Source organism: Bacteroides sp. MSK.20.12 (assembly GCF_019052435.1).
Classification (GTDB): domain Bacteria; phylum Bacteroidota; class Bacteroidia; order Bacteroidales; family Bacteroidaceae; genus Bacteroides; species Bacteroides xylanisolvens.
Map to the genome: position 1 here is coordinate 20,457 of NZ_JAHQVH010000015.1, position 24,553 is coordinate 45,009.

A 24,553-nucleotide genomic window follows, 5' to 3' on the forward strand; every position below is an offset into this window, starting at 1 on the left:
ATTAATAAATAACAAATTCTATTCTACCTCCAAAGGTACAACATGATAATACGTACCATACGTTTTCCGTTTAGATTTCACTCCGAGCCGCTGCAAGATACGCCCGAAATAAGACGCCTGCCTGGCGGAAAACGTCATTTTACTTGCTTTCTGAATCCGCCGCAGAATGTCAATAGCCAGTAACCATTCCCCTTCTTCCTCTTCTTCCGCCCTACGATAATAAACCATAAATAATTGTTCGATGGCAGGAGATTGTTCAAACTCCCGGTTGTTTTCCGTCATGATAGCCTCTTCTTCGGAGTCAAACCAATAACGTTCGTTGTGATAAAGCAACTCCAACGCCTGTGCATAAAGCTGTTCATAATCAATAGGACGCGACACATCTATAGCTCCCGTCATGTAAATACCGATGAAACGACGGCTACCGGAAGTATCCGTCAACAAATCCCGATGATTGCTCGTGGCAATGAACGATGCATACCGGCGAAGCTCTTCCACCGCCGAAGCATTCGGACGACGTGTGTTCACCACCGGCTTTTGCAGAATATGTTTCAGAAAAGCCTGCTGGGTAGGACTAATCTGATCGAATTCATCCATATTGATAAGCAGAAAGCGATTCAGATACAACTCCGCGTCCCGTTTCCGACTGAAATCAATGCTATCCGTATAGTACGCCTGTAAAGCAGGAGGAAGAAGCATTCTGCAAAAAGTCGATTTCCGATATGCCTGTGGGCCAATCAGCAAAGGTGACGTACTGTTGGCGTGTTTCTTATCCATTCCCCTCCAATGGGCAACCATATTCAAAAACCACCGACGGAACAACGGCGCCCAATGTGGATTATCACAGGGAACACGGTTGGCCAGTTCCAAAATCCGGTCTTTACCATCCCAGTGAGGCAGATGATACAAAAAATTCTCCACAGGCTGATAAACAGGCACATGATCAGAATCCAAATAGCGGATTACGTCCCTATCCCACATTTTCACCCCTTCATACATGGCATTCATCGTGATACTCGCCAGCACCCGCTTGTCCACCGGACGAAAATAGAAATTAAAACTATTCCGTTCGCGATATTCCACTTCCGTGGTCAGCGTATTGTATCGAAATTCATAACGGCGCTTCATAAATTCGTCCATCTGCATGGCGAAAAGCTGTTCGGCCGTCAGACTGCTCTTCTTGCCGAATCCCTTGGCGGAACGGTAGACACTTTTCACAGTTTCGCGAATCAGTAACTCGTCCGAAGGGAGCCGGTAGTGCGCCTTTGTCCACCGCACAGTATCTTCTTCGGGGATACCTGCCCGAAAGCAATGCTCCGCCAAACACACTAGTAGCGGTTGCAGATCGTCTCCTTCCCGGTATCCGTCCAGTTCTTCGAGCGCCCTGTTGAATGCAGCGGAGAAAAGCACCGACAATGCTTCATAATTTTCATATCCGGGCGCCATTCGCTGCAAAGGAGAATCAGTTTCCCGCGTTCGTTTGATAAAAGTCGTTTCGGACGGAAGACTGACGGGCTGCTTCATATAAATGGGCATTGCTTTCGGATTGAAATAAAGTTCAGGATCATACGTCAGCCTGCAATATTGTTCGAGCGACGGTTCTTTCAGTTCGATATCAAAAGGCAGTTGTGGCTGATAATATTTCACAGCCGTCTGATAAGCATGCGCGTGAAAAAGTTCCGCTTGCTCGCGTAAAGTCGGCAAGCGGTCGTCCGGATAGGTGAACCGCACCCATATCTTTACTGATTTGCCGGAAGATCCGGTAAAAGCAAGGTATGTTTGCGGAAGCTCTTTGACCAGTTCTTTTATTTCGTCGGCTTCCGCCCTCCCCGAAAGGTTATTGACTTCCATCATCACTATGCCGTTATATTCATTCAGGGTCATTACCCCTTCTTTACGGACAAAAGCTGCGGCAGGCATCACTTTGGGAACTTTACGCACCTCTTCAATCGAATTTCCCGGAAGAGTATACCGCAAGACTTCCCTCATCTTTGAGACGGGCTGCGCCTTGACTTCCGTTTTCATCTGCTCCAAAAGGAGCTCCATTTTCAACGTCCGTAAGGTTTTTACCTTGCCATCGTCTCTGACTAATGTTATTTTCATCTTTTTTTATTATTATTTCCAGTAAAAGGAAAGCTGCACTACAGCCATACAAAGATACAACATGCTCTTCGTCCAAACAAATTTCACTGCTTTTATTTGCCACGCCACACGACTTTATTTTATAGAAATAATGCTTACTAAATTTGCGAATAAAGGCAGGATGATGTATCTTTGCAGGCAGTAAGACTTCAGCCCGCATAAGTGTGCCGTACAGCCCACCTATGCGGGCTGTATAGTTTACATCTGTGGGCTCTACAGCCCACGAATGTGTGCCCAAGAAAAGCTACTGATTCCAGTTGATTATCTAGGCTGCAATTGTAGGTTATCTTACTGCAAAACAACCATTAAAATGCCTTTTAAAAGGTATTTTAGCCACATTAACCCATAATAGAAAAGACATGTACGCAAAGTATGATTTTCGCAAAAAACCGTCTTCGAAAGAAGACGAAGACGAACAGCCGTTGTACCCCCGCATCGTATCGAACGGGACCATCGACTTTCAACAAATTGTAAAAGAGATCGCTCAAGCTTCCAGCTTTACGCCGGCAGATATTGAAGGAGTCCAGCTGGCTATTGAAAATAAAATATCCGAATATTTAGTCAGCGGACATCACGTCCAGTTGGGGAACCTAGGATATTTTTCAGCCAAGCTGAAAGCACGTCCGGTGATGGATGCCAAAGAGATACATGCGCAGTCCATTTATTTCGATAATGTAAATTTTCGTCCATCATCTTCTTTCCGAAAGAAGGTTCGCGGATTTGTAGAAAAAGCGAAGTCGGGATTTGCACATTCCGCCGAAGTTCCGGTGGAAGAGCGTCGGCGCAGGTTGGAGAGGTTTCTGGATGAACGACCGATGATACGACGCAAAGAGTATACGCAACTGACGGGACTACTAAAGAACAAAGCGCTGAATGAATTGAACGGTTGGGTAAAGGAAGGAGTACTTGACACCATTGGAAGCGGCAGTCATAAAATTTATGTGCGAGCCAACACAAAGAAGGAGTAAACAGCAAAAAAAACAGTGAAACGGGAATGATAGATACCCATATTTCATAAAGAAAGTATGATAGATACCGGATTTTAAAAGCGTCTATCATACTTATTCATCAGATAATAAACATGTTAGCAAAAAGAATGAGAGTTATGATAGTTATTTTCTACTCTAAGAACAATCAGTTAATATATTTCACCTGAATATTTTCATAGAAAAATGGTTATCCACTCCTTTATTCTAACTATTTTTGCATAGATAACCGAACATAAAAAAGTGAAATGAATATCGAAGAATTTAGAGAATACTGCCTGTCTTTTAAGGGAGTCCATGAGAAGATGCCGTTTCCCAATGTGCCCGACAAATATAGCCGTGACATTCTATGCTTTTATGCAGCGGACAAATGGTTCTGTTTCGTTAACATTGAGATTTCCGATTTTTGTTGTATCAAATGCAACCCTGACGAATCCGGAGAACTGCAAACTGAATATACCGGCATAAGACCGGGATGGCACATGAATAAGAAATATTGGATCAGTGTTTATTTCAATCAAGACGTATCTGATGATAAGATCAAAGAGCTTGTAAGCAACTCCTACGATATTGTAGTTAAAAGTTCGACAAAGAAAGAACGGGAAATGTTATCACTGAAAGTTTAATGCGATATAGCTAACTTATTATCAAGATTACCATTCAGCTCATTTCAGTCTTAATATGAAAAATCTGAATCTCTATAAAGATAGTCATAAATTATAGGGAACTTTTCTTGAGATATCTTTCTAAATCCGGCCTTTTCATAAAACCGATATACTCTGTCTGTATTCCTTGGTGTATCAAGGATTATTTCTCTGAAATTGTGTTTTTGTGCAAAATCTAAGAAAATGGCATATAACTGCCGACCCAAATTATGAGGAAAACTTCTATAAGGTTCATAAACAAAAAACTTTTTTAAAATAACCACTCCATTCCCTGCATTCATTAAACCGATGGTTCCTACAACCTTCCCACTTTCCTTTGCCACCCAAAAATTCCCTCCGCCATCAATATACTTTTCTTTGATGTGAAGTAATTCCGGCTGGTCATCTACCGTTACCAACGGACGAGTGCCATCGTTCTGGCAATGAAGGACAAGTGCTATAATCTCTTCTTCATCGGACTAGACGTATTCTTCTATTTCTACCATGCTTATACGTGTTTGAAGTTACTATTATTTTAATTCAATTTCAGCATCATAAATTTTTCATAAATAATAATACACTGAAAATCAATAATATTATCTATATCAAAAATTGATATAAAACAAATATGCAACAAACAATTAAGGAAACACTGTCTTTATGATAGAACAATAAGAACTCAAAAGAACATTATTTTGTGATAGTGAATAATCTATATAGATGGCGACACATCCCACAGACTACTAAAAACGAACAAGATAAAAGGGACTATGCGCAATGCTTATAGTCGATTTCCACTGTTATGCCCCCGAGTGTAAAAACTTGGTATAACACAACAAATACTTGCCGAGAAAATGAGTTATACTCAACAGTCTATAGTGCCGAAAAGGATGGGTAGGAAGTCAAGCCAATTGTGGAAGGAATACGAAACGTACCGCCACAACACATGGGAGAGACACCGCAGATACGCAGTCCGGTGGTAACAAGTACGGAGTCGATGCTACCTCTTTTCAAAATGTAACATCACACTGCTTATGCTAGAACGCAAGAAAAAAGAAAATCCAAAGGGTTTGCTTCATTAACATTATTGATTAGGAAGGCGAGGTGAATTAGATAACAGTTCTTGCATATCCTTACTACAAAAGATTAGTGTAATTCTGTGTGGTGAAGACTCCCGAAAGTTTTCGCAATACCTCCATTCTTTTGTAAATTTGTAAAAATTATGAATGTGCAAAAATACGACTGTCTATTGACGACACCCAATCATTACAATATAGAGAGGGAACAAATTCATTTAACAAGAAAACAAACTGATAAAGAAACAAACGACTCAAAATCCACTTCTAAATGAATCAACACAAGTAGCTCTCTCAACTAAGTTTTTTTTATATCATTATACATTAAATTCAGGAATAAAGTTTGTCCTATAAATAAATAAACCTATTTTTGCCACTTATGAAATCTAATCATGAAATATAGAGTTGCGCAAAAAGATGATGAATAAACAAGAAAAATTCGAGCAGATATTCTATGAAATATTCCCAAAGGTAAAAGCCTTTGCCTGGAAAATATTGCAATCAGAAGAAGATGCGGAAGACATTGCTCAAGATGTCTTTGCCAAACTATGGAATACTCCCGAAACATGGGAAGACAAAGAAACATGGCATAACTATATATATACCATGACACGAAACCACATATTCAACTTCCTCAAACATAAAGCCGTCGAACAAAAATACCAGCAGCAATCCGAACCCGAAGACTACAATTATTATAGTACCGATGACATCCATGACCAGCTATATGTCAAAGAACTGCAACTACTCATTAAACTTACTATAGACCGCATGCCCGAGCAAAGGCGAAAAGTATTCCTCATGAGCCGACAAGAAGATATGTCCCACACAGAAATTGCCGAACGGTTGGGAATCTCAATACGTACAGTAGAGCGTCACATTTATTTAGCGTTGGGAGAACTGAAAGAAGTCCTCTACTTATTTTTTTTCATATTTACCATTGAGTAGTCAATCTGTTTCAGTTGTGTTTATAAAGTAAACGCATCCCGCTGCTCCTTAACCGACATAAGTTAAGGCACCGATGCAGTAATCACCTTTTAAACCTAAGAAACAATAGTAATGAAAACTCTGAGACTCACTTATCAATTGATCGCAATCCCTGCGGCCTTCTCACTTAGTACCTGCCACACACAATCCAGCCAGCAGCAACCTACTCCACCGAATATCATCTATATATTGGCAGACGACATGGGATATGGCGATATCAATGCATTTAATCCACACTCGCAGATTCCCACTCCAACATTAGATTCGATGGCATCCGCAGGAATTATGTTCACCGATGCCCATAGCAACTCTTCAGTCAGCACTCCCACACGTTACGGCACGCTAACCGGAAGATACGCTTTTCGTTCTTCACTTAAAAAAGGAGTCTTGACCGGCTATTCTTCCCCCCTGATTGAAAAAGGACGCGAAACAATTGCGTCATTCCTCAGCAACCAAGGCTACCAGACCGCCTGCATCGGGAAATGGCATCTCGGGCTCGACTGGGTAAAAAAGGATGCCAAGAAACCCCTCTTTACCGGCAACGAGTGGAATGTAGAGAACACGGACAATGTAGATTACACCGCTTATATAAGCGGAGGTCCCACAGACTGTGGCTTCGGCTATAGCTGCATCCTGCCCGCATCACTGGATATGCCCCCATACATATATATAGAAGACGGAAAAGTGACAGCTCCCGTAAACGGATATACGGAAGACTATCTCGAAAAAAAAGTAAGAGGTGCCCGCTATCGACATGGCGACGTGGCAGACGACTTCAATCATCAAGAATGCCTCTCCTACTTCACCCAAAAGTCAGAAGAATACATAGCCCGTGCCTCCAGGCAAGACACTCCCTATTTCCTCTATCTCGCACTGACAGCCCCCCACGCCCCATGGTTGCCGGGAGAAGAATTCAAAGGACGCTCCACTGCCGGAGCTTACGGCGACTTTGTCTGTATGATAGACGAAACCGTACGCCGCATATACACAGCCGTAGAACGTGGCGGAAAGGCAGCCAACACATTAGTCATATTTACCTCGGACAACGGATCTATGTGGCTGGAAGAAGACATCGCACAAACCGGACATCGGGCAAACGGTGCGTGGAACGGTGCCAAGTCCGACCTATGGGAAGGTGGGCACCGAATACCACTACTCGCGACATGGCCCAATGTAATCATACCCGGAAGCCATTCAGGACATCTGATATGCTCCACCGATTTGTTCGCTACACTTGCCGACATGCTGGGAACAACATTGCCCCCTCACACGGCCGAAGACAGTTTCAGTTTCTGGCACGAACTATCAGGCAAAAAAACAAAAAAAGAAAGCAAGGAACGGCAATCAATGGTGTATCATTCCGTAAACGGTTTCTTCGCCCTGCGTAAAAACGAATGGGTATTTGTTGACTGCAAAGGTTCCGGCGGTTGGACATTACCTGAAGAAACAGCCAAAAAGCTGCCTGACACACAATTATACAACCTGAAAAATGATACCACCCAACTCCAAAATGTATTGATCTCTCACCCGGAAATAGCCTGGGAAATGAAAAGGGAACTGGAAGCCATTAAAACGAAAGGCTGAAAAATCACCTTGATGCATATTACCCAAAATTCAATCATCCTATAATATCATGAAAACAAATTCCCAATTATTGTTATTACTATCTCCTTTTTGTACATTCCACATAAGCATGGCACAAGATGCCTCTAAACCGAACATAATACTTATTATGGCCGACGACCTGGGATGGGGAGATGTAGGCTTCAACGGTAACACCCGTATCCAAACTCCTTGTCTGGACAGGCTATCTTCCGAAGGAGTGATATTCGATCAATTCTATTCCTCTGCCCCCCTTTCATCACCTACCCGTGCCAGTGTCCTGACCGGTAGAAACGCTTACCGAATGGGGGTGTTTGCTCCCAATGTAGGTATCCTGCGTCCGGAAGAGAAAACTTTGCCCAAGTTATTGAAAGAAAAAGGATATACGACAGGACATTTCGGTAAATGGCATTTAGGTACGCTTACCTACAAAGAAGTAGATGCCAACCGGGGACGGCCGGAAAATAAACATCTGTTCAATCCGCCATCCGAGCATGGATACGATGATGCTTTCGTGACGGAATCCAAAGTTCCCACCTTCGATCCGATGTCGGCACCCGTATCCAACAACGGACGTTTTTGGGATTATCTGCCGGAATATGAAGAACGGAAAACGTATGGAACATACTATTGGGACATCAACGGGAACAAAGTTACGGAAGAACTTCGGGGTGATGACAGCAGAATTGTCATAGACCGGACACTTCCTTTTATCGATCGTTCACTGAAACAAGGAAAACCTTTTCTGGCTACAATCTGGTTTCATACTCCACATCTGCCTTGCGTGGCCGGTCCTGAGCATGCTGCGCTCTATAGCGATCTACCTTTGGAAGAAAGAAATTACTACGGCTGCATTACGGCAATGGACGAACAAATAGAACGCCTGGTAAACTTCCTGAAGCGGAAAGGCATCTATGAAAATACTGTTATTTTCTTCTGTAGCGACAATGGTCCCGAGCTGAACACTCCCGGAACAGCCGGTATCTTCAAAGGGAAAAAACGCTCCCTGTATGAAGGTGGCATCAGAGTTCCGGCATTTATGGTTGGAGGAAAAGGGAAATTACCTGGACATATCACACAACCTTGCAGCACATCCGATTATCTGCCCACCATCTTAGAAATGACCGGGCTATCTCAACAAGGTCTATACGAACTGGACGGAGAATCATTCCTGCCTTTCCTTTCCTCAGAAAAAGCCATGCGGAAAAAGCCTCTTGTCTTCTGTTCGGGCACACAAGGAGCAGTTGTTACCTACGATTATAAATTATATTATAATAAAGGGAAGTTTGAACTGTACAAACTGCCGCAGGATCCGTCCGAACAAAATGACATCAGCGCATCTCATCCGGATGAAGTTAAAAAACTCTCTGGCTATTTACATCAGCAAATGTCTGCCTACCGCAATTCATTTGAAGGAGAAGAATATGGCACTTCTTCAGTAGAACGAATGAAACAGAAGTGGGAAGGGATATTTGCAAAGTAAGATTTAGTAAGATAAATAGTAACAACAAACCGTTTTAAATTATTATGGAAAAGTATTTTTTACCCATGTTAACCCTATGTATGAGTAGTGGTTACCTTCATGCCTCCACCCCCAAAAACCGCATGAACATCGTATTAATAATGGCCGATGACTTTGGCTATGAATGCATTGGAGCCAATGGCGGCAATTATCAGACCCCGCATATCGACAAACTCGCCGAAGAAGGCATACGGTTTGAACATTGCCACTCCAACCCGCTCAGCACCCCGAGTCGAGTACAGTTAATGACGGGTAAGTACAATGTTCACAATTATGTAGCTTTCGGCAAACTAGACAGAGGAGAGGAGACTTTTGGCAACATTTTAAAAAATGCAGGATACGCAACGTGCATTGCCGGCAAATGGCAACTGGGCAAAGAGAAAGACTCACCCAAACATTTCGGTTTCGACACTTCCTGTCTGTGGCAACAGACTGTAAGCGCAGTGGATGAGCAAGGACACGACACCCGTTATGCCAACCCCGTCATGGATATAAACGGTGAAACCATCGAATACCCCCAAGGCACATTCGGTCCTGATATATCTTGCGATTTTGTATTGGATTTCATAAAAAGACACAAAGAATCGCCTTTCTTTGTATATTATCCGATGGCACTGACACATTGTCCCTTTGTCTCCACACCTGACTCCGAAGAATGGTCCCCCATGCGCTCCCCCACTTATAAAGGAAATGCCGTACACTTTCCAGACATGGTGGAATATACCGACAAGTTAGTAGGGCGCATCTTAAAGCAGCTGGATGAATTACAACTTCGAGATAACACACTGATCATATTCACCGGTGACAACGGGACGGACAGCCCAGTGATCTCCATGCTAAACGGAAAGCCATACCCCGGTGGCAAAGGAAAAACCATAGACTCCGGTACACACGTACCACTGATAGTATCTTGCCCGCAAGGTGAAAAAGGGAAAGTCAACAAAGAACTGATAGACTTCACTGACTTTCTGCCGACTTTGTGTGATGTCGCCGGGATTAATCGTCCAACAACCCCGGAAACCGATGGTAAAAGCTTCTATCCGCAACTGTACGGAAAGAAAACAGAAGCAAGAAAATGGATATACTGCTGGTATGCTCCCCGGCAGGTATATGATGAAAAAGCAACAGTCTTTGCACGCGACCGGAAATATAAACTATACCGGACCGGAGAATTCTATGACATAGAAAACGATTTCTATGAAAAATCACCTATCACAAAACCCAATATGACCGGAAAACAAAAGAAAATATTCAAGGCATTGCAGACAGTGATCAACAAATATGAAGACGCTGCGAAGAAAAAAAAATAAAATTTCAAAAAAAGCCATTTACCATTGAGTAGTTACTCCTGCCTAGTTGTCTTTTCTATATAAAAACAATAACAATGAAAGATTATATCAGACAAATCATTCGGATATTCACAAATTCTTCTTTGGATAAAACAACCAGAGAAGAAGTGCACCAATGGTTGGTAAGTCCCGAACATGCCGATGAAAAAGAGGCGGCATTGCATGAGCTATGGATAGAAACCGAAGGTCGTCCGAGCAAGAATATGCACGAATCATTGAAAGCCGTTTATCGCAAAGCGGGTGTAACCGCTTCTCAAAAAAGACAACGCTACTACCTGAAGTTCACGCGCTATGCAGCAGCCGTAACACTCTTGGTTCTGTCCGTATCTGCCACCTACTTTCTGACCAAAGCCGAATACTCAGAGATAGCTATGGTAGAAAATTACACCCGTGCCGGTGAGATGTTGTATATCGACTTGCCGGACGGAAGTAAAGTACAGACCAATTCAGGTACATTATTACTCTATCCTGAAAAATTCACAGGAAATACCCGCACGGTCTTTCTACTCGGAGAAGCTAATTTTAAGGTAAAGCCTAATCCGGAAAAGCCATTTATAGTCCGTTCCAACACACTATCAGTCACAGCTTTAGGAACAGAATTTAACGTAGCTGCCTATTCCGATAAAAATGAAATAGTAGCTACCCTGCTTGAAGGAAAAGTAAGGGTCGTATGTGGCATAGAAGGAGAAAAGTACATCCTGCATCCGGGTCAGCAAGTCTCTTATCTGAAAAATACAGGCGCAAGCTATCTGACGGATGCCAACGTGGAGGATGTCACTGCATGGCAGAGAGGTATGCTGGTTTTCCGAAGCGTCACGGTGAAAGACATGATGATCACATTGCAGAGAAAATACAATATTACAATCCAATATAACGAAGCCCGCTTCAACAACGACAAATACAATTTCCGCTTCTCCGAAAAAGCAACTATTCAGGAAGTGTTTGCCGTTATGAAAGAGGTTATCGGTGGATTTGAATATACTGTAGAAAACGATGTATATACCATTCAATAACAGAGAAACATTGTTTAACCTTTAAATAAACAGAAAGTATGAAAAAAAATATCCGGGAAAAGGTTGCCGCCTCATCCCGGATGTGAAATCTTAACTTTTAGTATTTACATAATACTACAACTAGGGAAAAAATTCTAATATCATGAGTTTAACACTAAAAACTTTACAAAGATATGAACATATATCGATTAAAAGCTAAAATTATAACTTTTTTTTGCTGTTTGCTGCTCTCACAGACAGTAGTTTTCGCCCAAAATGCGAAAAAAATATCCATTAAAAAAGAAAAAGTCTCTTTGAAAGAGGCATTGACCGAAATTGAAAAACAGACTAAAATGTCAGTTGCCTATAATGAATCACAATTAGGCGCCGATAAAACCATTTCACTGAATGTCGTTGACGCGACAATAGAAAAAGCCCTTGACCAAATATTGAAAGGTACAGGATTTGCTTATAAAATCCAGGGAGACCATATCATGATCGTACAAGAGCCTAAACAAGAGAAAAGAAAATCCAAGAAGATAACCGGACAGGTATTAGATGATCAAAATATGCCCCTGATTGGCGTGAACATCGTTGTAAAGGGGAAACCCGGTGTAGGTGCCATTACAAACATAGACGGAAATTTTACTCTGGAAGTGAATCAGGGAGATGCGATTGAGGTCTCATACATCGGCTATGCCCCACAAACGCTAAAAGTTACGGATAATAATATCTATAATATCCAATTGTCAGCAGACGCTGAACTATTGGAAGAAGTTGTTGTAACAGCGTTAGGTATCAAGCGTAAGTCAAAAGCATTGGGATATAACCTCACTGAAGTGAAATCTGATGAAATCACTACGGTAAAAGACGCGAACTTTGTAAACTCGCTGACCGGAAAAGTAGCCGGGCTACAAATTAATAGTAGTTCTTCGGGTATCGGAGGTTCTACCAAAGTAGTGATGCGCGGTGTGAAATCTATCAGTAAAAGCAACAACGTGTTGTACGTAGTTGACGGTGTTCCTTTGAATAATACAAATGGAGGCGATGTCGAAAAGAACCAAGGTTTTTATACTGCAGCTCCCAAAGGTGAAGGCATTGCCGACTTTAACCCGGAAGACATCGAGAGTATGTCAGTATTGACAGGTCCTGCGGCAGCGGCGCTTTACGGTAGTAATGCAGCCAATGGTGCAATCCTGATTACCACGAAGAAAGGAGCTGCCGGCAAACCTAAAATAACATTATCGCATAACACGGATTTTTCCAACCCATTCGTAACTCCGCGTTTCCAGAACACATACGGCAACAAACCGGGCGAATTTTCGAGCTGGGGAGACAAATTGGCAACCCCTTCTTCCTATGATCCTCTGAATTTCTTCCGTACAGGTTATAATACCACTACTGCCCTGTCCATTTCACTGGGTAATGAAAAGAACCAGACTTTCGCATCGGCATCTTCCACAACAGCCGAAGGTATCATTCCGAACAATAAATACCAGCGTTATAACTTTACAGTTCGTAATACCTCCAATTTCTTTAATGACAGAATGACATTGGACTTAGGTTTCAGCTACGTGATTCAGAAAGACCAGAACATGCTCTCGCAAGGACAATACTTTAACCCGATTGTTCCTCTCTACCTTTTTCCTCGCGGTGAAGACTTCACCCCCTATCGCATGTACGAACGTTATGACGAAGGCCGTCAGCTGATGACCCAACACTGGCCTTATGGTGAAATGGGCATGGCAATGCAGAATCCATACTGGATCATCAACCGCAATATGTTCAATAACGATCGGGATCGTTATATGGCAAATGCCGGATTGAAATATAAAGTGTTCGACTGGATGGATATCAGCGGACGTGTACGCATTGACAATGCCAACACCCGACATACAAAAAAACTTTATGCCAGCACAGATGCCAAATTTGCTCAAAGCAAAGGATATTATGGCGACCGTAAGGACGTAGACAAACAATTGTATGCTGACTTCCTGGTCAATATCAACAAACGTTTCAATGATTTCGACCTCACTGCCAATGTGGGTGCCAGCATCCAGGACGTAAGTATGGATTATGTAGGTGCGGAAGGTCAGTTAAGCATGATTCCCAACTTCTTCACTTTGCATAATGTAGATTTGGGGGCAAATAATTCGCGCATCAAACAGGATGGTTGGAAAGAACAAACCCAATCGGTATTTGCCAGTGCGGAACTGGGATGGAAAAGCATGATTTACCTGAGTGCTACAGCACGCAACGACTGGTCATCGGCTTTGGTCAACACACCCAACAGTTCTTTCTTCTACCCATCTGTAGGTCTTTCAGGAGTAATCACTGAAATGGTGAAGTTGCCGAAGTGGTTGACATTCTGGAAAATGAGAGCTTCTTATAGTTCCGTAGGTAATGCACCTTCACGTTATCTCACAATCCCGACTTTCGGCTACAGTTCGAGTGGAGAATTTGAGACCAACACCCACATGCCGGTACCAGAACTGCATCCAGAGCGGACCAAATCATTTGAAATAGGTACAAATGCCAAATTGTTTGACGGGCATGTTGGCCTCGACTTCACCTATTACAAATCAAATACATACAATCAGACATTTGAAGCCAAAGCTTCCGCTTCCTCCGGATACTCAACATTCTATATTCAAGCAGGTGATATAGCAAACTGGGGTATTGAAGCTATGGTATCTTACGAAAATAAATTCGGGGACCTGAACTGGAACTCACAGCTTACTTTCAGTATGAACCGTAATGAAATAAAAGAATTGGTACGTGATTACCCGGATCCACTTACGGGTGAATTACTCAACATTCCCAGTCTGGAAGTTTCCAAATTTGGAACATATCGGATGATACTGGAAGAAGGCGGCTCAATGGGCGATATATATGTAACCAGCCGTTTGCGCCAAGATGGTTCCGGATTTATTTATGTAGATCCCGATACCAACCAGCTCCAGACAGTAGAAGATTTACAGAAGGTAGGTAATGCCAATCCGGATTTTAACTTAGGTTTCCGCAACAACCTTTCCTGGAAAGGCTTTAACCTGGGCTTCTTGCTGACTGCCCGCATTGGTGGAGAAGTGATGTCAGCCACTCAGGCTATACTCGACAAATACGGAGTATCGGAAGCGTCAGCAATCGCACGTGACAATGGTGGCGTAACAGTCAACTTCGGTAAACTCGACCCACAGTATTTTTATGAATATATTGGCGGAGGTGATACCGGCATGTTATCTAACTATGTGTACAGTGCTACCAATGTACGCTTGCAAGAACTAACTTTAGGCTATAACTTACCGAAGAAATGGTTTAATGACAAATTGAATATGACAGTTTCCCTCATAGGACGCAATCTTTGGATGATTTACAACAAAGCCCCGTTCGATCCGGAAAGTATCGCATTTACAGGTACCTACTTCCAGGGATTGGATTACTTTATGCAACCCAGCTTGAGAAATGTCGGATTCAGTGTAAGAATGCAATTCTAAAAATAATACTATCATGAAGAACTATATATTAAATATTGGAAAAGGAATGATTTTTGCCGGAGCCATCTCCCTGGCATCCTGCACCGGATGGTTTGATAATGTCCCCCCTTACGAAGCCACCGAAGACATACTGGAAGGAGATAACGTGAAAGTCGGAGCTTTCTTCCCTCAATTGCAACGCAATGTGGTCTCTACGCATAACAATCAGTTTCAATTGTCGCAAAACTTGGTAGGAGATATCTATTCGGGGTACATGGCCATTCCCACCAATTTCAACAGCAATAAGAACAATGCCACCTACTTCTTCCAGGATAATTGGCTGAATAATCCGTTCGAAAAAGTATATACCCAGGCTATCGGCGCCTATATCGAAATTAAGAAAAGCGTAGATGGCGATGAAAACTCCCACATCTACCAATGGGCACAGATTCTTAAAATTGCTTCCATGCATCGCTTTACCGACATGTGGGGGCCTCTGCCTTACACCCAGGTAGGAAGCGGTTCGATGACCACTCCATACGACAGCCAAGAGACTGTTTATATGAAGTTCTTCGAAGAACTGGACAAAGCGGCTGAAGTCCTGACCAAGTTTACCGTGAACAATCCCGGTTCAAAACCTATGGCAGAGTACGATTTGGTCTATGGAGGCGATTACAGCAAATGGGTGAAATTTGCCAATTCACTACGTCTGCGTCTAGCAATGCGTCTAGCTTTCGTAAAGCCGGAAGTTGCAAAAGAACAAGCTGAAAAGGCTATATCTCATTCATTAGGGGTAATAACTTCAAATGATGATAACGCCGGGGTGAAAACGGTGGGAGCCAATGACGTAGTTAATCAACTATACACAATGTGGGCCAATTATAAAGACATTCGTATGGGAGCTTCCATTTGGTCTATACTGACAGGTTATGAAGACCCACGTTTGAGTAAAATGTTCACGCAAGGTACCCTGAATGAGACATCCGGTTACTTCGCTCTTCGAACAGGCCTCAACTTGGACAGCAATAAAGACTCGCGGCTAGGATACTCTTCCCCGAACATACAAAGTAACACTCCAATAATCTGGATAAATGCAGCCGAAGTTGCTTTTCTTAAAGCCGAAGGTGCTTTAAGAGGATGGAACATGGGAGGTGCTACTCCTCAAAGTGCTTATGAAGAAGGTATTCGCCTTTCTTTCAACGAATGGGGAGCAAGTGGTGCCAATGAGTATATGACGGATGAAGTGAAGAAAGCCGCTAACTATGTAGATCCTCTAAAGTCGTCCAATAACATAGGTGCTGTCAGTAACATAACCATTGGCTGGAAAGAGAATGATTCCAAGGACAAGAAGCTTGAACGTATTATCACCCAGAAATGGATTGCCACGTTCCCAAATGGTCAGGAAGCCTGGACGGAATTCCGCCGTACCGGTTATCCTAAATTATTCCCTGTAGCAGTCAATAATAGCAGTGGAACAGTTGATACGGATATTCAAATACGCAGACTGCCATTTGCCAAATCAGAATACACTTTAAATCCCCAAAACATACAAGAAGCCATTCAATTATTAGGTGGTCAGGACAACGGTGGCACCCGTTTATGGTGGGATATAGAAAATAAATCAATAAACTAAAAGTAAGTAAATCATATGAAAAATATATTGAAAACTATCGGATTAGTATTTGGCTTGGGATTGTTTATGCAAGCATGCGATGACTGGACCATGCCCGAAGCAAATATAATACAAAATCTGGATGGAACTCCCAAATCAGAAGAATACTACAGGAAATTAAGAGCTTATAAAAAGACGGACCACCAAATAGCTTTTGGGTGGTTCGGCTTTTGGAACGGAGGCACATCAACTTCTGCAAGAGGTTCATTGCGCAGTGCACCCGACAGTATGGATATCATATCTATATGGGGAGACAAATATAACTTAACTCAAAATCACATAGATGATATGAGATACGTACAGGAGGTATATGGAACAAGAATCACATTCACGCTTTTCTCTCACAATATGTCCAACTTATTCAAAGGAGGAGTATGTCCGTTTGAAAACAAGGCAGAAGATATTCCCGCAGCAGCAAAGGCATTATCCGATTCTATCTTCAAATATGGTTATGATGGGATAGATTTTGACCACGAATGTTCAGCCGGTGACCTCTTCTACAACAAGGATAACATGACTACGCTATTACGTGAAATGCGCAAAAATTTAGGTCCGGACAAACTAATTATGGTAGATGGACATATCAGTTACATTACGGAAGAAGGATGGCAATATGCTGATTATGCCGTATCTCAAGCATATAATACTTCTGCTCCTTCCAGACTCCAAAGCCGTTACAACGGAGTCAGTAAATATATAGGTCCGGAGCGCCTCATTGTAACCGAGAATTTTGAGTCCTATTGGAAAAATGGCGGTGTAACCTATACAGATGAAGAAGGTAATAAAATGCCCTCCTTATTGGGCATGGCCGGTTGGCATCCCGAAGAAGGACGTAAAGGAGGATGCGGAGCATACCATATGGAATATGAATATGCACACGATCCGGAATATAAGTTCATGCGACAGGCCATTCAAATAATGAATCCGGCCAATCCCAACAATTAAAAACTGAACAAATCATGAAAAATATAGCAAAAATAGGAATAATATTCATGGTTGCTCTTTTGGCAGCCTGCCAATCAGAATATGATGTGATAGAGAATGGGGTATTCCTGACCGATGCGCAGAAATCCCAATCAAAAAAAGTAACTATTGACGATACGGGAGCCAAAACTGTTATCTCTTCCCGTTTAGGTACCATGATGACAACGGACGTAACCGTTGAATACGGAACAGATGCAACGGCACTGCAAGCATATAATCAGAAAAACGGTACAGATTATCAGTTGTTGCCGGAAAAATTTTACAGTTTTTCGGAAAGTACGACAACAATCAAAGCTGGTGAAATCGGTTCATCACCGACAAACTTGATAATAAAACCTTTTGATGAAACTATCGACGCAACCAAAAAATATGCTATCCCCGTAGCTATAGTTAATGCAAACGGAGCCGAGAAACTATTGTCTTCATCTTCTTTAATAGTACTTTTGGATCAGATAATAGTAACTACAGTACCATATTTAGCCAATGGTAATGCTATTTCTATTGTTCCAGAATCTATGATAGAAGGGCTTTCATCATGGACATTAGAGTGGAATTTATGCATGGATGCATTTAACAGAAACAATGTGACTCAATGGACTATAAAGGGAGCCGACGGGAAAAACAATATTTATACTCGCTTCGGAGATGTTACCTGTGAACAAAACCAATTCCAGGCTAAAATAGGTTCTGGGAAACCACAAAGTATTACACGCTTTACGGCTAATAAATGGTATCATCTGGCATTAACTTACGATGGAACAAACATACGTTTCTATGTAGATGGGGTACTGGATTTTACAACTCCGCATGCTCTTCCGGGAGAAGTTTTCGAGATGAAAGAAATAGGCTTTGCAAATAGCGTAAATACTGCCTATACATTGAAGGGAAGTATTAGCGAACTTCGCGTATGGTCTGTAGCTCGCAGCCAAGCTGAAATCTCGAATAATATGTATGTTGTCTCACCTCAGACTCCGGGATTGGAAGTTTATTGGAAGTGTAATGAAGGAAGCGGAACCATAATCAAAGATTATTCCAGTCATCAAAGAGATGGCAAACTTGTGAAAGAAGCAACCTGGAAGACTGGTGTACGTTTTCCAGATGACGGAGAATGATTCTGATTCCAAATATCATCGATTATAATCAGCTTTTATAAGATAACGAGAGCGTTTCCTGAAATGAAACGCTCTCGTTACTAAAACCTAACTATTTTCCCGGAAACAACCCTATTTATATATGAAGAACATTTTAACAGACCATATAACGATAAAGTTGGGGTATTCTATTATCGGATTCAATTCTCTATTTTTTTTATCTGCCTGCAACCATACTTCCCGAAGAGAAGGAAAAGATGCGGAACGTTACAACATCGTCTACATCATGACTGATGACCATACCGCCCAAATGATGAGTTGTTATGACAAGCGCCACATCCACACCCCTAACCTCGACCGTATTGCGGCTGACGGTGTTCGTTTCACCTCCAGCTTTGTGGCTAATTCGCTAAGCGGTCCCAGCCGTGCGTGTATGCTCACCGGAAAACACAGCCATGCCAATGGTTTTACCGACAACACCACCTGCGTCTTCGACTCTTCACAACAAACTATGCCCAAACTCCTGAAAGCGGCAGGTTACGAAACCGCCATGATAGGCAAATGGCATCTCGAAAGTTTACCGACAGGATTTACCTTCTGGGAGATTCTACCAGGACAAGGAGACTATTACAATCCGGACTTCATCACCATGGACAACGATACCATACAAAAGAAAGGTTATCTGACAAATATCATCACAGATATGAGTATCGACTGGCTGGAGACGCAGAGAGACAAGAACAAGCCTTTCTGCCTGTTCATTCACCACAAAGCAGCCCACCGCAACTGGTTGCCGGAACTGAAATACCTGTCCGAATACGAAGACCAGACTTTTGAACTTCCCGAAAACTTTTACGACGATTACCATAACCGCACAGCCGCCGCCTCAGCCGAAATGAGCATCCTGAAACACATGGATATCATGTACGACACAAAAATGCTGAGCGAAAAAGACGATTCACGGCTGAAAGCAACTTATCTAAAGTTCATAAGCCGTATGACCGACGAAGAACGGGCACAATACGATGCCTTTTATTCTCCACTTATCCAAGAATTCTATAAAACCAAGCCGCAAGGAAAAGAACTGGCGGAATGGAAATATCAACGCTACATGCGCGACTATGCCAAGGTGATAAAATCCTTGGACGACAACGTAGGACGCGTACTGGACTATCTGGACGAAAAAGGCCTGTCGGACAACACCCTGGTGGTCTACACCAGCGACCAAGGATTCTATATGGGCGAGCACGGATGGTTTGACAAACGATTCATGTACGAAGAATCCATGCATACGCCATTAATAATGAGACTTCCCCGCGGACTAAACAAGCGGGGCGACATCCCCCAGTTGGTCCAGAACATTGATTATGCCCCCACTTTCCTGGAACTGGCCGGAGTGTCCGTCCCCGAAGACATGCAAGGCGTATCGTTAGTACCCCTGCTGAAAGGCGAGTCGCCTGACGACTGGCGACACTCCTTATACTATCACTTCTATGAATACCCGGCGGAACATGCCGTAAAACGGCATTACGGCGTACGGACGGAACGGTACAAACTGATACATTTCTACAATGATATCGATGTCTGGGAATTGTACGACCTAAAAGAAGACCCTTCGGAAATGAACAACCTGTACGGTCGGGAAAGCACCGAAGAAATAACCCGCCAATTGAAGGATGAGTTGAAAACTCTTCAACAACAATACGGTGCTCCCATATCCTTATAAATAACAAAAGATCATGAAACACACTTATTGGTTATCGGGACTGGCCGTCCCCTTCTGCCTGCCACAACAGGCAATGGCAGAGAAACAGCCGCATATCATCTTCATAATGACCGACCAACAACGTGGAGACGCGATAGGGTGTGCGGGAAACGACCGAATCATAACCCCGAACATAGACGCCCTGGCAGAAGACGGCTTTTTATTCAACAACGCTTATTCCGCCACCCCCAGCAGCACCCCGGCACGCGCAGGATTGCTGACCGGACTTTCGCCCTGGCATCACGGCATGCTTGGTTATGGCAATGTGGCGGAACATTATAAATTCGAGATGCCGCAAATGCTACGTGATCACGGCTACCTCACGCTGGGCATCGGCAAGATGCACTGGCGCCCTCAAAACGCCTTGCACGGTTTTCATGCCACCATCCTCGACGAAAGCGGACGGATAGAATCGCCCTATTTCCGCAGCGACTACAGAAAATGGTTCATGACCGTCGCGCCGGGTAAGAATCCCGATGCTACAGGAATTGGTTGGAACGATCACGCCGCCTCTACCTATAAACTATCCGAGAACCTACATCCCACAGTTTGGACAGGCGACGTGGCCGTAAGTACCATCAAGCATTATGAAGGTGAACAGCCGCTATTCTTGAAGATATCATTCGCCCGTCCTCACAGCCCTTACGATCCTCCGCAACGGATTCTGGAGATGTACGAAAACATAGAAATCCCCGCCCCCGCCGAAGGAGAGTGGAGCAAGCATATAGGCAAAGACATCACCGATCCCAAAGCTGATTCTTCCGCCGCATTTGCCCAATTCAGCACCGAATATGTAAAGAATACCCGCAAGCATTATTATGCAGCCGTCACTTTTATCGACGAACAAGTGGGAAGAATCGTAAAAGCGCTCAAAGAGAAAGGCATGTATGACAACACAATTATCTGCTTCACTTCAGACCACGGGGATATGATGGGAGATCATCATTCATGGCGGAAAACCTATGCCTACGAGGGTTCTGCAGCCATCCCGATGATTATAAAAACTCCGAAAGACGTGGAAGGCGTACACTGCAGAGGAAAAGTCATCGAGAATCCGGTAGAGTTGAGAGACATTCTGCCCACATTTTTAGATGCGGCGGGGGGAGAAACGCCCGAAGCAATGGACGGCCGTTCAATGCTAAAACTTATAAAAGAAGAAAATCCACAGTGGCGGCGCTGGATAGATATGGAGCATGCCACCTGTTACTCGGAAGAAAACTATTGGTGTGCGCTTACAGATGGAAAGATAAAATATATATGGTTCCTGCGCACAGGTGAAGAACAACTGTTTGATTTAGTGAAAGATCCTCACGAAACAGTGAATCAGATAACCAACAGGAAATACCGGAAGCAAACAGATGAACTGCGCCGCGCAATGGCAGAGCACCTGAGCGAACGTGGCGACAAATGGGTGAAAGACGGACAGTTGCAGAAAAGGGAGAAAACCCTGCTTTACAGTCCTAATTATCCTTCAGGACTGTCAACTAAAAAGTAACGAATAAACAAGAAAACATACATGACCATGAGAAACAGAATGAAAACAGAATATATTGCCATTGCATTCGGCTTGTTGGGCTGTACCGGTCACCAGCCGACATACGAATACATCTTTGAAGCAGAACCCGTAGACTTACAGGTGAAACAAATAGAAGGCGGGTATGAAGTGGAAGGAACATCCGCCTTGCAAGTACCGGGGCACTTCACCTGGGGCGGCTCGGTGAGCAAAGCCGAAGATGGAAAGTATTACATGATCTACTCCGCACCCGAAACAGGAGTACATCCCTTCAACAACGCCTGGGTATTCGGCTCTAAACTCGGCCTGGCGGTTTCTGAACGTCCCGATGGTGGTTTCCGCCAGTTGGGCTTCTTCTACAACCAGGACGGGTTTGCCGCTGACACTTCCTCGTGGGATGCCCAAAGCACTTCAAATCCGCATGTGCGCAAGTTTGGCAACAAATACTACCTGTACTATGCGGCAACAGTAGATCCGGGCAATGACAATGTGCTTTCAGAAACAGACACTCTACCCAAAAGAGACAGGGTACAGCAGAACCAGAAAATCGGCGTAATCGTGTTCGAGTCGTTTCCCGACCTGCTGAAAGGAAAGTTCACACACTCGGACAAGCCGTTGCTTGAGCCGCGCACGCGGGTGAAGCCCGACAACGTGCTGGCTCCCTCACCCCAGGGTACAGAGCCGAAGCCGGATAACCTGATTGTGGTGAACCCTGCCGTAGTCTATCGTCCCACCGACGGCAAATACTTGCTATTCTTTAAAGGGAATATCTACGACCCGCATTGGCGCGGCATTCACGGAGTTGCCATCAGCGACCACCCGGACGGTCCGTTTACAGCTTTGGATGAACCCGTCTTCCATCTGGAAGGTGTGGAAGGAAAACTATCAGCAGAAGATCCTTACGTATGGTATCACAAGCGTGACAAGTGCTTTTATGCCGTATTCAAGGACTTCAACGGAAAGTTCACCAAAGGAGACGCATGCCTGGCCATCATGCGTTCGAACGACGGCATCAAGTGGCAGCTCCCCCAACATTCCTTGTTCATGAAAAAGGAGTTGATACTGGCAAACGGAGATACCGTGAAAGTTAAACGCCTGGAACGCCCGCAACTGCTGTTGAATGAAGAAGGAGACCCCGAAGTGCTTTATGCTGCATGTTCCATCGACAATGTAAATCCTAAGATAAACGGTGGCTCGTTTAATGTGCAGATAAGGATAAAAATAAAGAAGAATTAAACTTAAAACACTATTAAACCCAATGAAATATAAAACAGTTCAAAAGTTGAAAGACAACATGTTGCTGAGTTGCAAAGTATTGTCCAGCAGCAGAATATTATTGAGAAGCGGAGCATTCTTAGGCAGCTGCGCCTTATTAAGCAGCTGTGCGCATTCCGACAAAGAATTACCATTGAATATCGTCCTGATCAATTTGGACGATGCCGGAAACGGCGACTTCTCTTTCAAGGGAGCTGTGGGATATCAAACTCCCCATATCGACAAACTGGCGGCCGAAGGAGTGTCCATGACCAATTTCTATGCGGTACAACCCATCAGTGGTGCATCCCGCGCCGGCCTTATGACAGGATGCTATCCCAACCGTATAGGTTTTGCCTACGCCCCCAACCCAAACTCCCCTACTGGTATAAGCGACAAGGAAGAAACTATTGCCGAACTCTTGAAAACGAAAGGATATGCCACAGCCATTTTCGGCAAATGGCATCTGGGAGATGCCAGGAAATTCCTGCCACTCCAGCATGGTTTCGATGAATATTACGGATTACCCTACTCCAATGATATGTGGCCTAATCACCCCCAATATAAATTTCCCGATCTGCCTTTGATTGAAGGCAATGAAGTAATAGGCTACAATACAGAACAGTCGGAATTAACCACCAACTATACAAACCGCGCGGTAGACTTTATCCGGAGAAGTACCGGCAGCGGCAAACCATTCTTCTTGTATCTGGCTCATTCCATGCCTCACGTTCCGTTGGCTGTATCGGATAAATTCAAGGGAAAAAGCGAGCAGGGACTTTATGGAGACGTAATGATGGAACTGGACTGGAGCGTAGGAAAAGTCATGCAGGCCTTGCGTGAGGCTAAAGTAGAAGAAAATACATTGGTCATCCTTACTTCGGATAATGGACCTTGGGCCAATTACGGCAATCATGCAGGTTCGTCAGGCGGACTTCGAGAGGCAAAAGCTACCACCTTCAACGGCGGTATGCGCGTACCTTGCCTGTTCTATTGGAAAGGGACAATCGCCCCCGGAAGCATCTGCAACGACCTGATGTCGAATATCGATATCCTGCCCACCTTGGTGGAACTGACCGGTGCACCACACCCCCAGTTACCGATAGACGGACTGAGCATGGCAGCCATATTGAAAGGAACGAACAAAGCCCCCATACGCCAATCACTGTGTATGTATTATCACAGGAACTCATTGCAAGCCATCACCGACGGATATTACAAACTGGTATTCCCCCATAAATATGTATCCTACGAAACACAAATGCCAGGCAATGACGGACAACCGGGTGAACTGGGTAAAAAAGAAATAACCGAATGTGAACTCTATGACCTGAGACGTGATCCGGGTGAACGGGTCAATGTCATCAGCCAGCATCCCGCGATTGCAGAAAAACTACAACGGATAGCCGACCAGTGCCGGGAGGACTTGGGAGATGACCTGACAGGACAACCGGGAAAAAATCGGAGAGAACCGGGAAGAATAGATTGAGGTAAACAAATA

17 protein-coding genes are annotated in these 24,553 nt (G+C 43.7%); 15 read left to right on the top strand and 2 right to left on the bottom strand.

Annotated elements, in window-relative coordinates; all coding sequences use genetic code 11:
* Positions 1–18: 18 nt before the first annotated feature.
* Positions 19–2,103, bottom strand: a complete 2,085-nt coding sequence (locus KTR06_RS09945) for a BT4734/BF3469 family protein (protein ID WP_087317192.1) — start codon at positions 2,101–2,103, stop codon at positions 19–21.
* A 398-nt stretch (positions 2,104–2,501) separates the two neighbouring features.
* Here KTR06_RS09945 and KTR06_RS09950 point away from each other — a divergent pair, with 398 nt between their 5' ends.
* Both KTR06_RS09950 and KTR06_RS09955 read left to right on the top strand, forming a co-directional pair.
* Positions 2,502–3,110, top strand: coding sequence for an HU family DNA-binding protein (locus KTR06_RS09950; RefSeq protein WP_087317194.1), 609 nt, complete (start codon positions 2,502–2,504; stop codon positions 3,108–3,110).
* 266 nt (positions 3,111–3,376) lie between these two features.
* Positions 3,377–3,754 carry an MmcQ/YjbR family DNA-binding protein gene (locus KTR06_RS09955; RefSeq protein WP_087317195.1) on the top strand — a complete coding sequence of 126 codons (378 nt, stop codon included), beginning with the start codon at positions 3,377–3,379 and terminating at the stop codon, positions 3,752–3,754.
* A gap of 50 nt (positions 3,755–3,804) precedes the next feature.
* On the opposite strand, the gene KTR06_RS09960 is transcribed toward KTR06_RS09955, so the two are convergent.
* A complete protein-coding gene (locus KTR06_RS09960) occupies positions 3,805–4,191 on the bottom strand; it encodes a GNAT family N-acetyltransferase (protein ID WP_225450776.1) in 387 nt (128 codons plus the stop codon).
* 1,074 nt (positions 4,192–5,265) lie between these two features.
* On the opposite strand from KTR06_RS09960, the gene KTR06_RS09965 reads away from it, so the two are divergent.
* The 13 genes from KTR06_RS09965 (at position 5,266) to KTR06_RS10025 (ending at position 24,541) form a co-directional block, all read left to right on the top strand.
* Entirely contained in the window at positions 5,266–5,796 is a 531-nt protein-coding gene (locus KTR06_RS09965; protein WP_087317284.1) for an RNA polymerase sigma-70 factor, read from the top strand.
* Positions 5,797–5,907: 111 nt separating this feature from the next.
* Positions 5,908–7,419 carry an arylsulfatase gene (locus tag KTR06_RS09970; protein ID WP_118195556.1) on the top strand — a complete coding sequence of 504 codons (1,512 nt, stop codon included), beginning with the start codon at positions 5,908–5,910 and terminating at the stop codon, positions 7,417–7,419.
* 49 nt (positions 7,420–7,468) lie between these two features.
* Positions 7,469–8,920 carry a sulfatase gene (locus tag KTR06_RS09975; RefSeq protein ID WP_087317199.1) on the top strand — a complete coding sequence of 484 codons (1,452 nt, stop codon included), beginning with the start codon at positions 7,469–7,471 and terminating at the stop codon, positions 8,918–8,920.
* A 44-nt stretch (positions 8,921–8,964) separates the two neighbouring features.
* Positions 8,965–10,269, top strand: a complete 1,305-nt coding sequence (locus KTR06_RS09980) for a sulfatase-like hydrolase/transferase (RefSeq protein WP_206424623.1) — start codon at positions 8,965–8,967, stop codon at positions 10,267–10,269.
* Positions 10,270–10,343: 74 nt separating this feature from the next.
* The gene (locus tag KTR06_RS09985) at positions 10,344–11,321 is read left to right on the top strand and encodes a FecR family protein (protein ID WP_087317200.1); all 978 of its coding nucleotides are present in this window, start codon (positions 10,344–10,346) and stop codon (positions 11,319–11,321) included.
* Positions 11,322–11,494: 173 nt separating this feature from the next.
* Positions 11,495–14,794, top strand: coding sequence for a TonB-dependent receptor (locus tag KTR06_RS09990; RefSeq protein WP_087317202.1), 3,300 nt, complete (start codon positions 11,495–11,497; stop codon positions 14,792–14,794).
* Positions 14,795–14,807: 13 nt separating this feature from the next.
* Positions 14,808–16,406: a RagB/SusD family nutrient uptake outer membrane protein gene (locus KTR06_RS09995; RefSeq protein WP_217290305.1), complete on the top strand. Its 1,599-nt coding sequence runs from the start codon at positions 14,808–14,810 to the stop codon at positions 16,404–16,406.
* 15 nt (positions 16,407–16,421) lie between these two features.
* Complete coding sequence (locus KTR06_RS10000; RefSeq protein WP_225450775.1) at positions 16,422–17,390, top strand: glycoside hydrolase family 18; 969 nt, start codon at positions 16,422–16,424, stop codon at positions 17,388–17,390.
* Between the two features lie 14 nt (positions 17,391–17,404).
* Positions 17,405–18,541: a DUF1735 and LamG domain-containing protein gene (locus KTR06_RS10005; RefSeq protein ID WP_087320593.1), complete on the top strand. Its 1,137-nt coding sequence runs from the start codon at positions 17,405–17,407 to the stop codon at positions 18,539–18,541.
* 121 nt (positions 18,542–18,662) lie between these two features.
* Positions 18,663–20,246, top strand: a complete 1,584-nt coding sequence (locus KTR06_RS10010) for a sulfatase (RefSeq protein ID WP_087320596.1) — start codon at positions 18,663–18,665, stop codon at positions 20,244–20,246.
* Between the two features lie 73 nt (positions 20,247–20,319).
* Complete coding sequence (locus tag KTR06_RS10015; protein ID WP_225450782.1) at positions 20,320–21,780, top strand: arylsulfatase; 1,461 nt, start codon at positions 20,320–20,322, stop codon at positions 21,778–21,780.
* A gap of 27 nt (positions 21,781–21,807) precedes the next feature.
* The gene (locus tag KTR06_RS10020) at positions 21,808–23,034 is read left to right on the top strand and encodes a glycoside hydrolase family protein (RefSeq protein ID WP_143241477.1); all 1,227 of its coding nucleotides are present in this window, start codon (positions 21,808–21,810) and stop codon (positions 23,032–23,034) included.
* A gap of 22 nt (positions 23,035–23,056) precedes the next feature.
* Entirely contained in the window at positions 23,057–24,541 is a 1,485-nt protein-coding gene (locus KTR06_RS10025) for a sulfatase (protein WP_225450774.1), read from the top strand.
* Positions 24,542–24,553 lie beyond the last annotated feature (12 nt).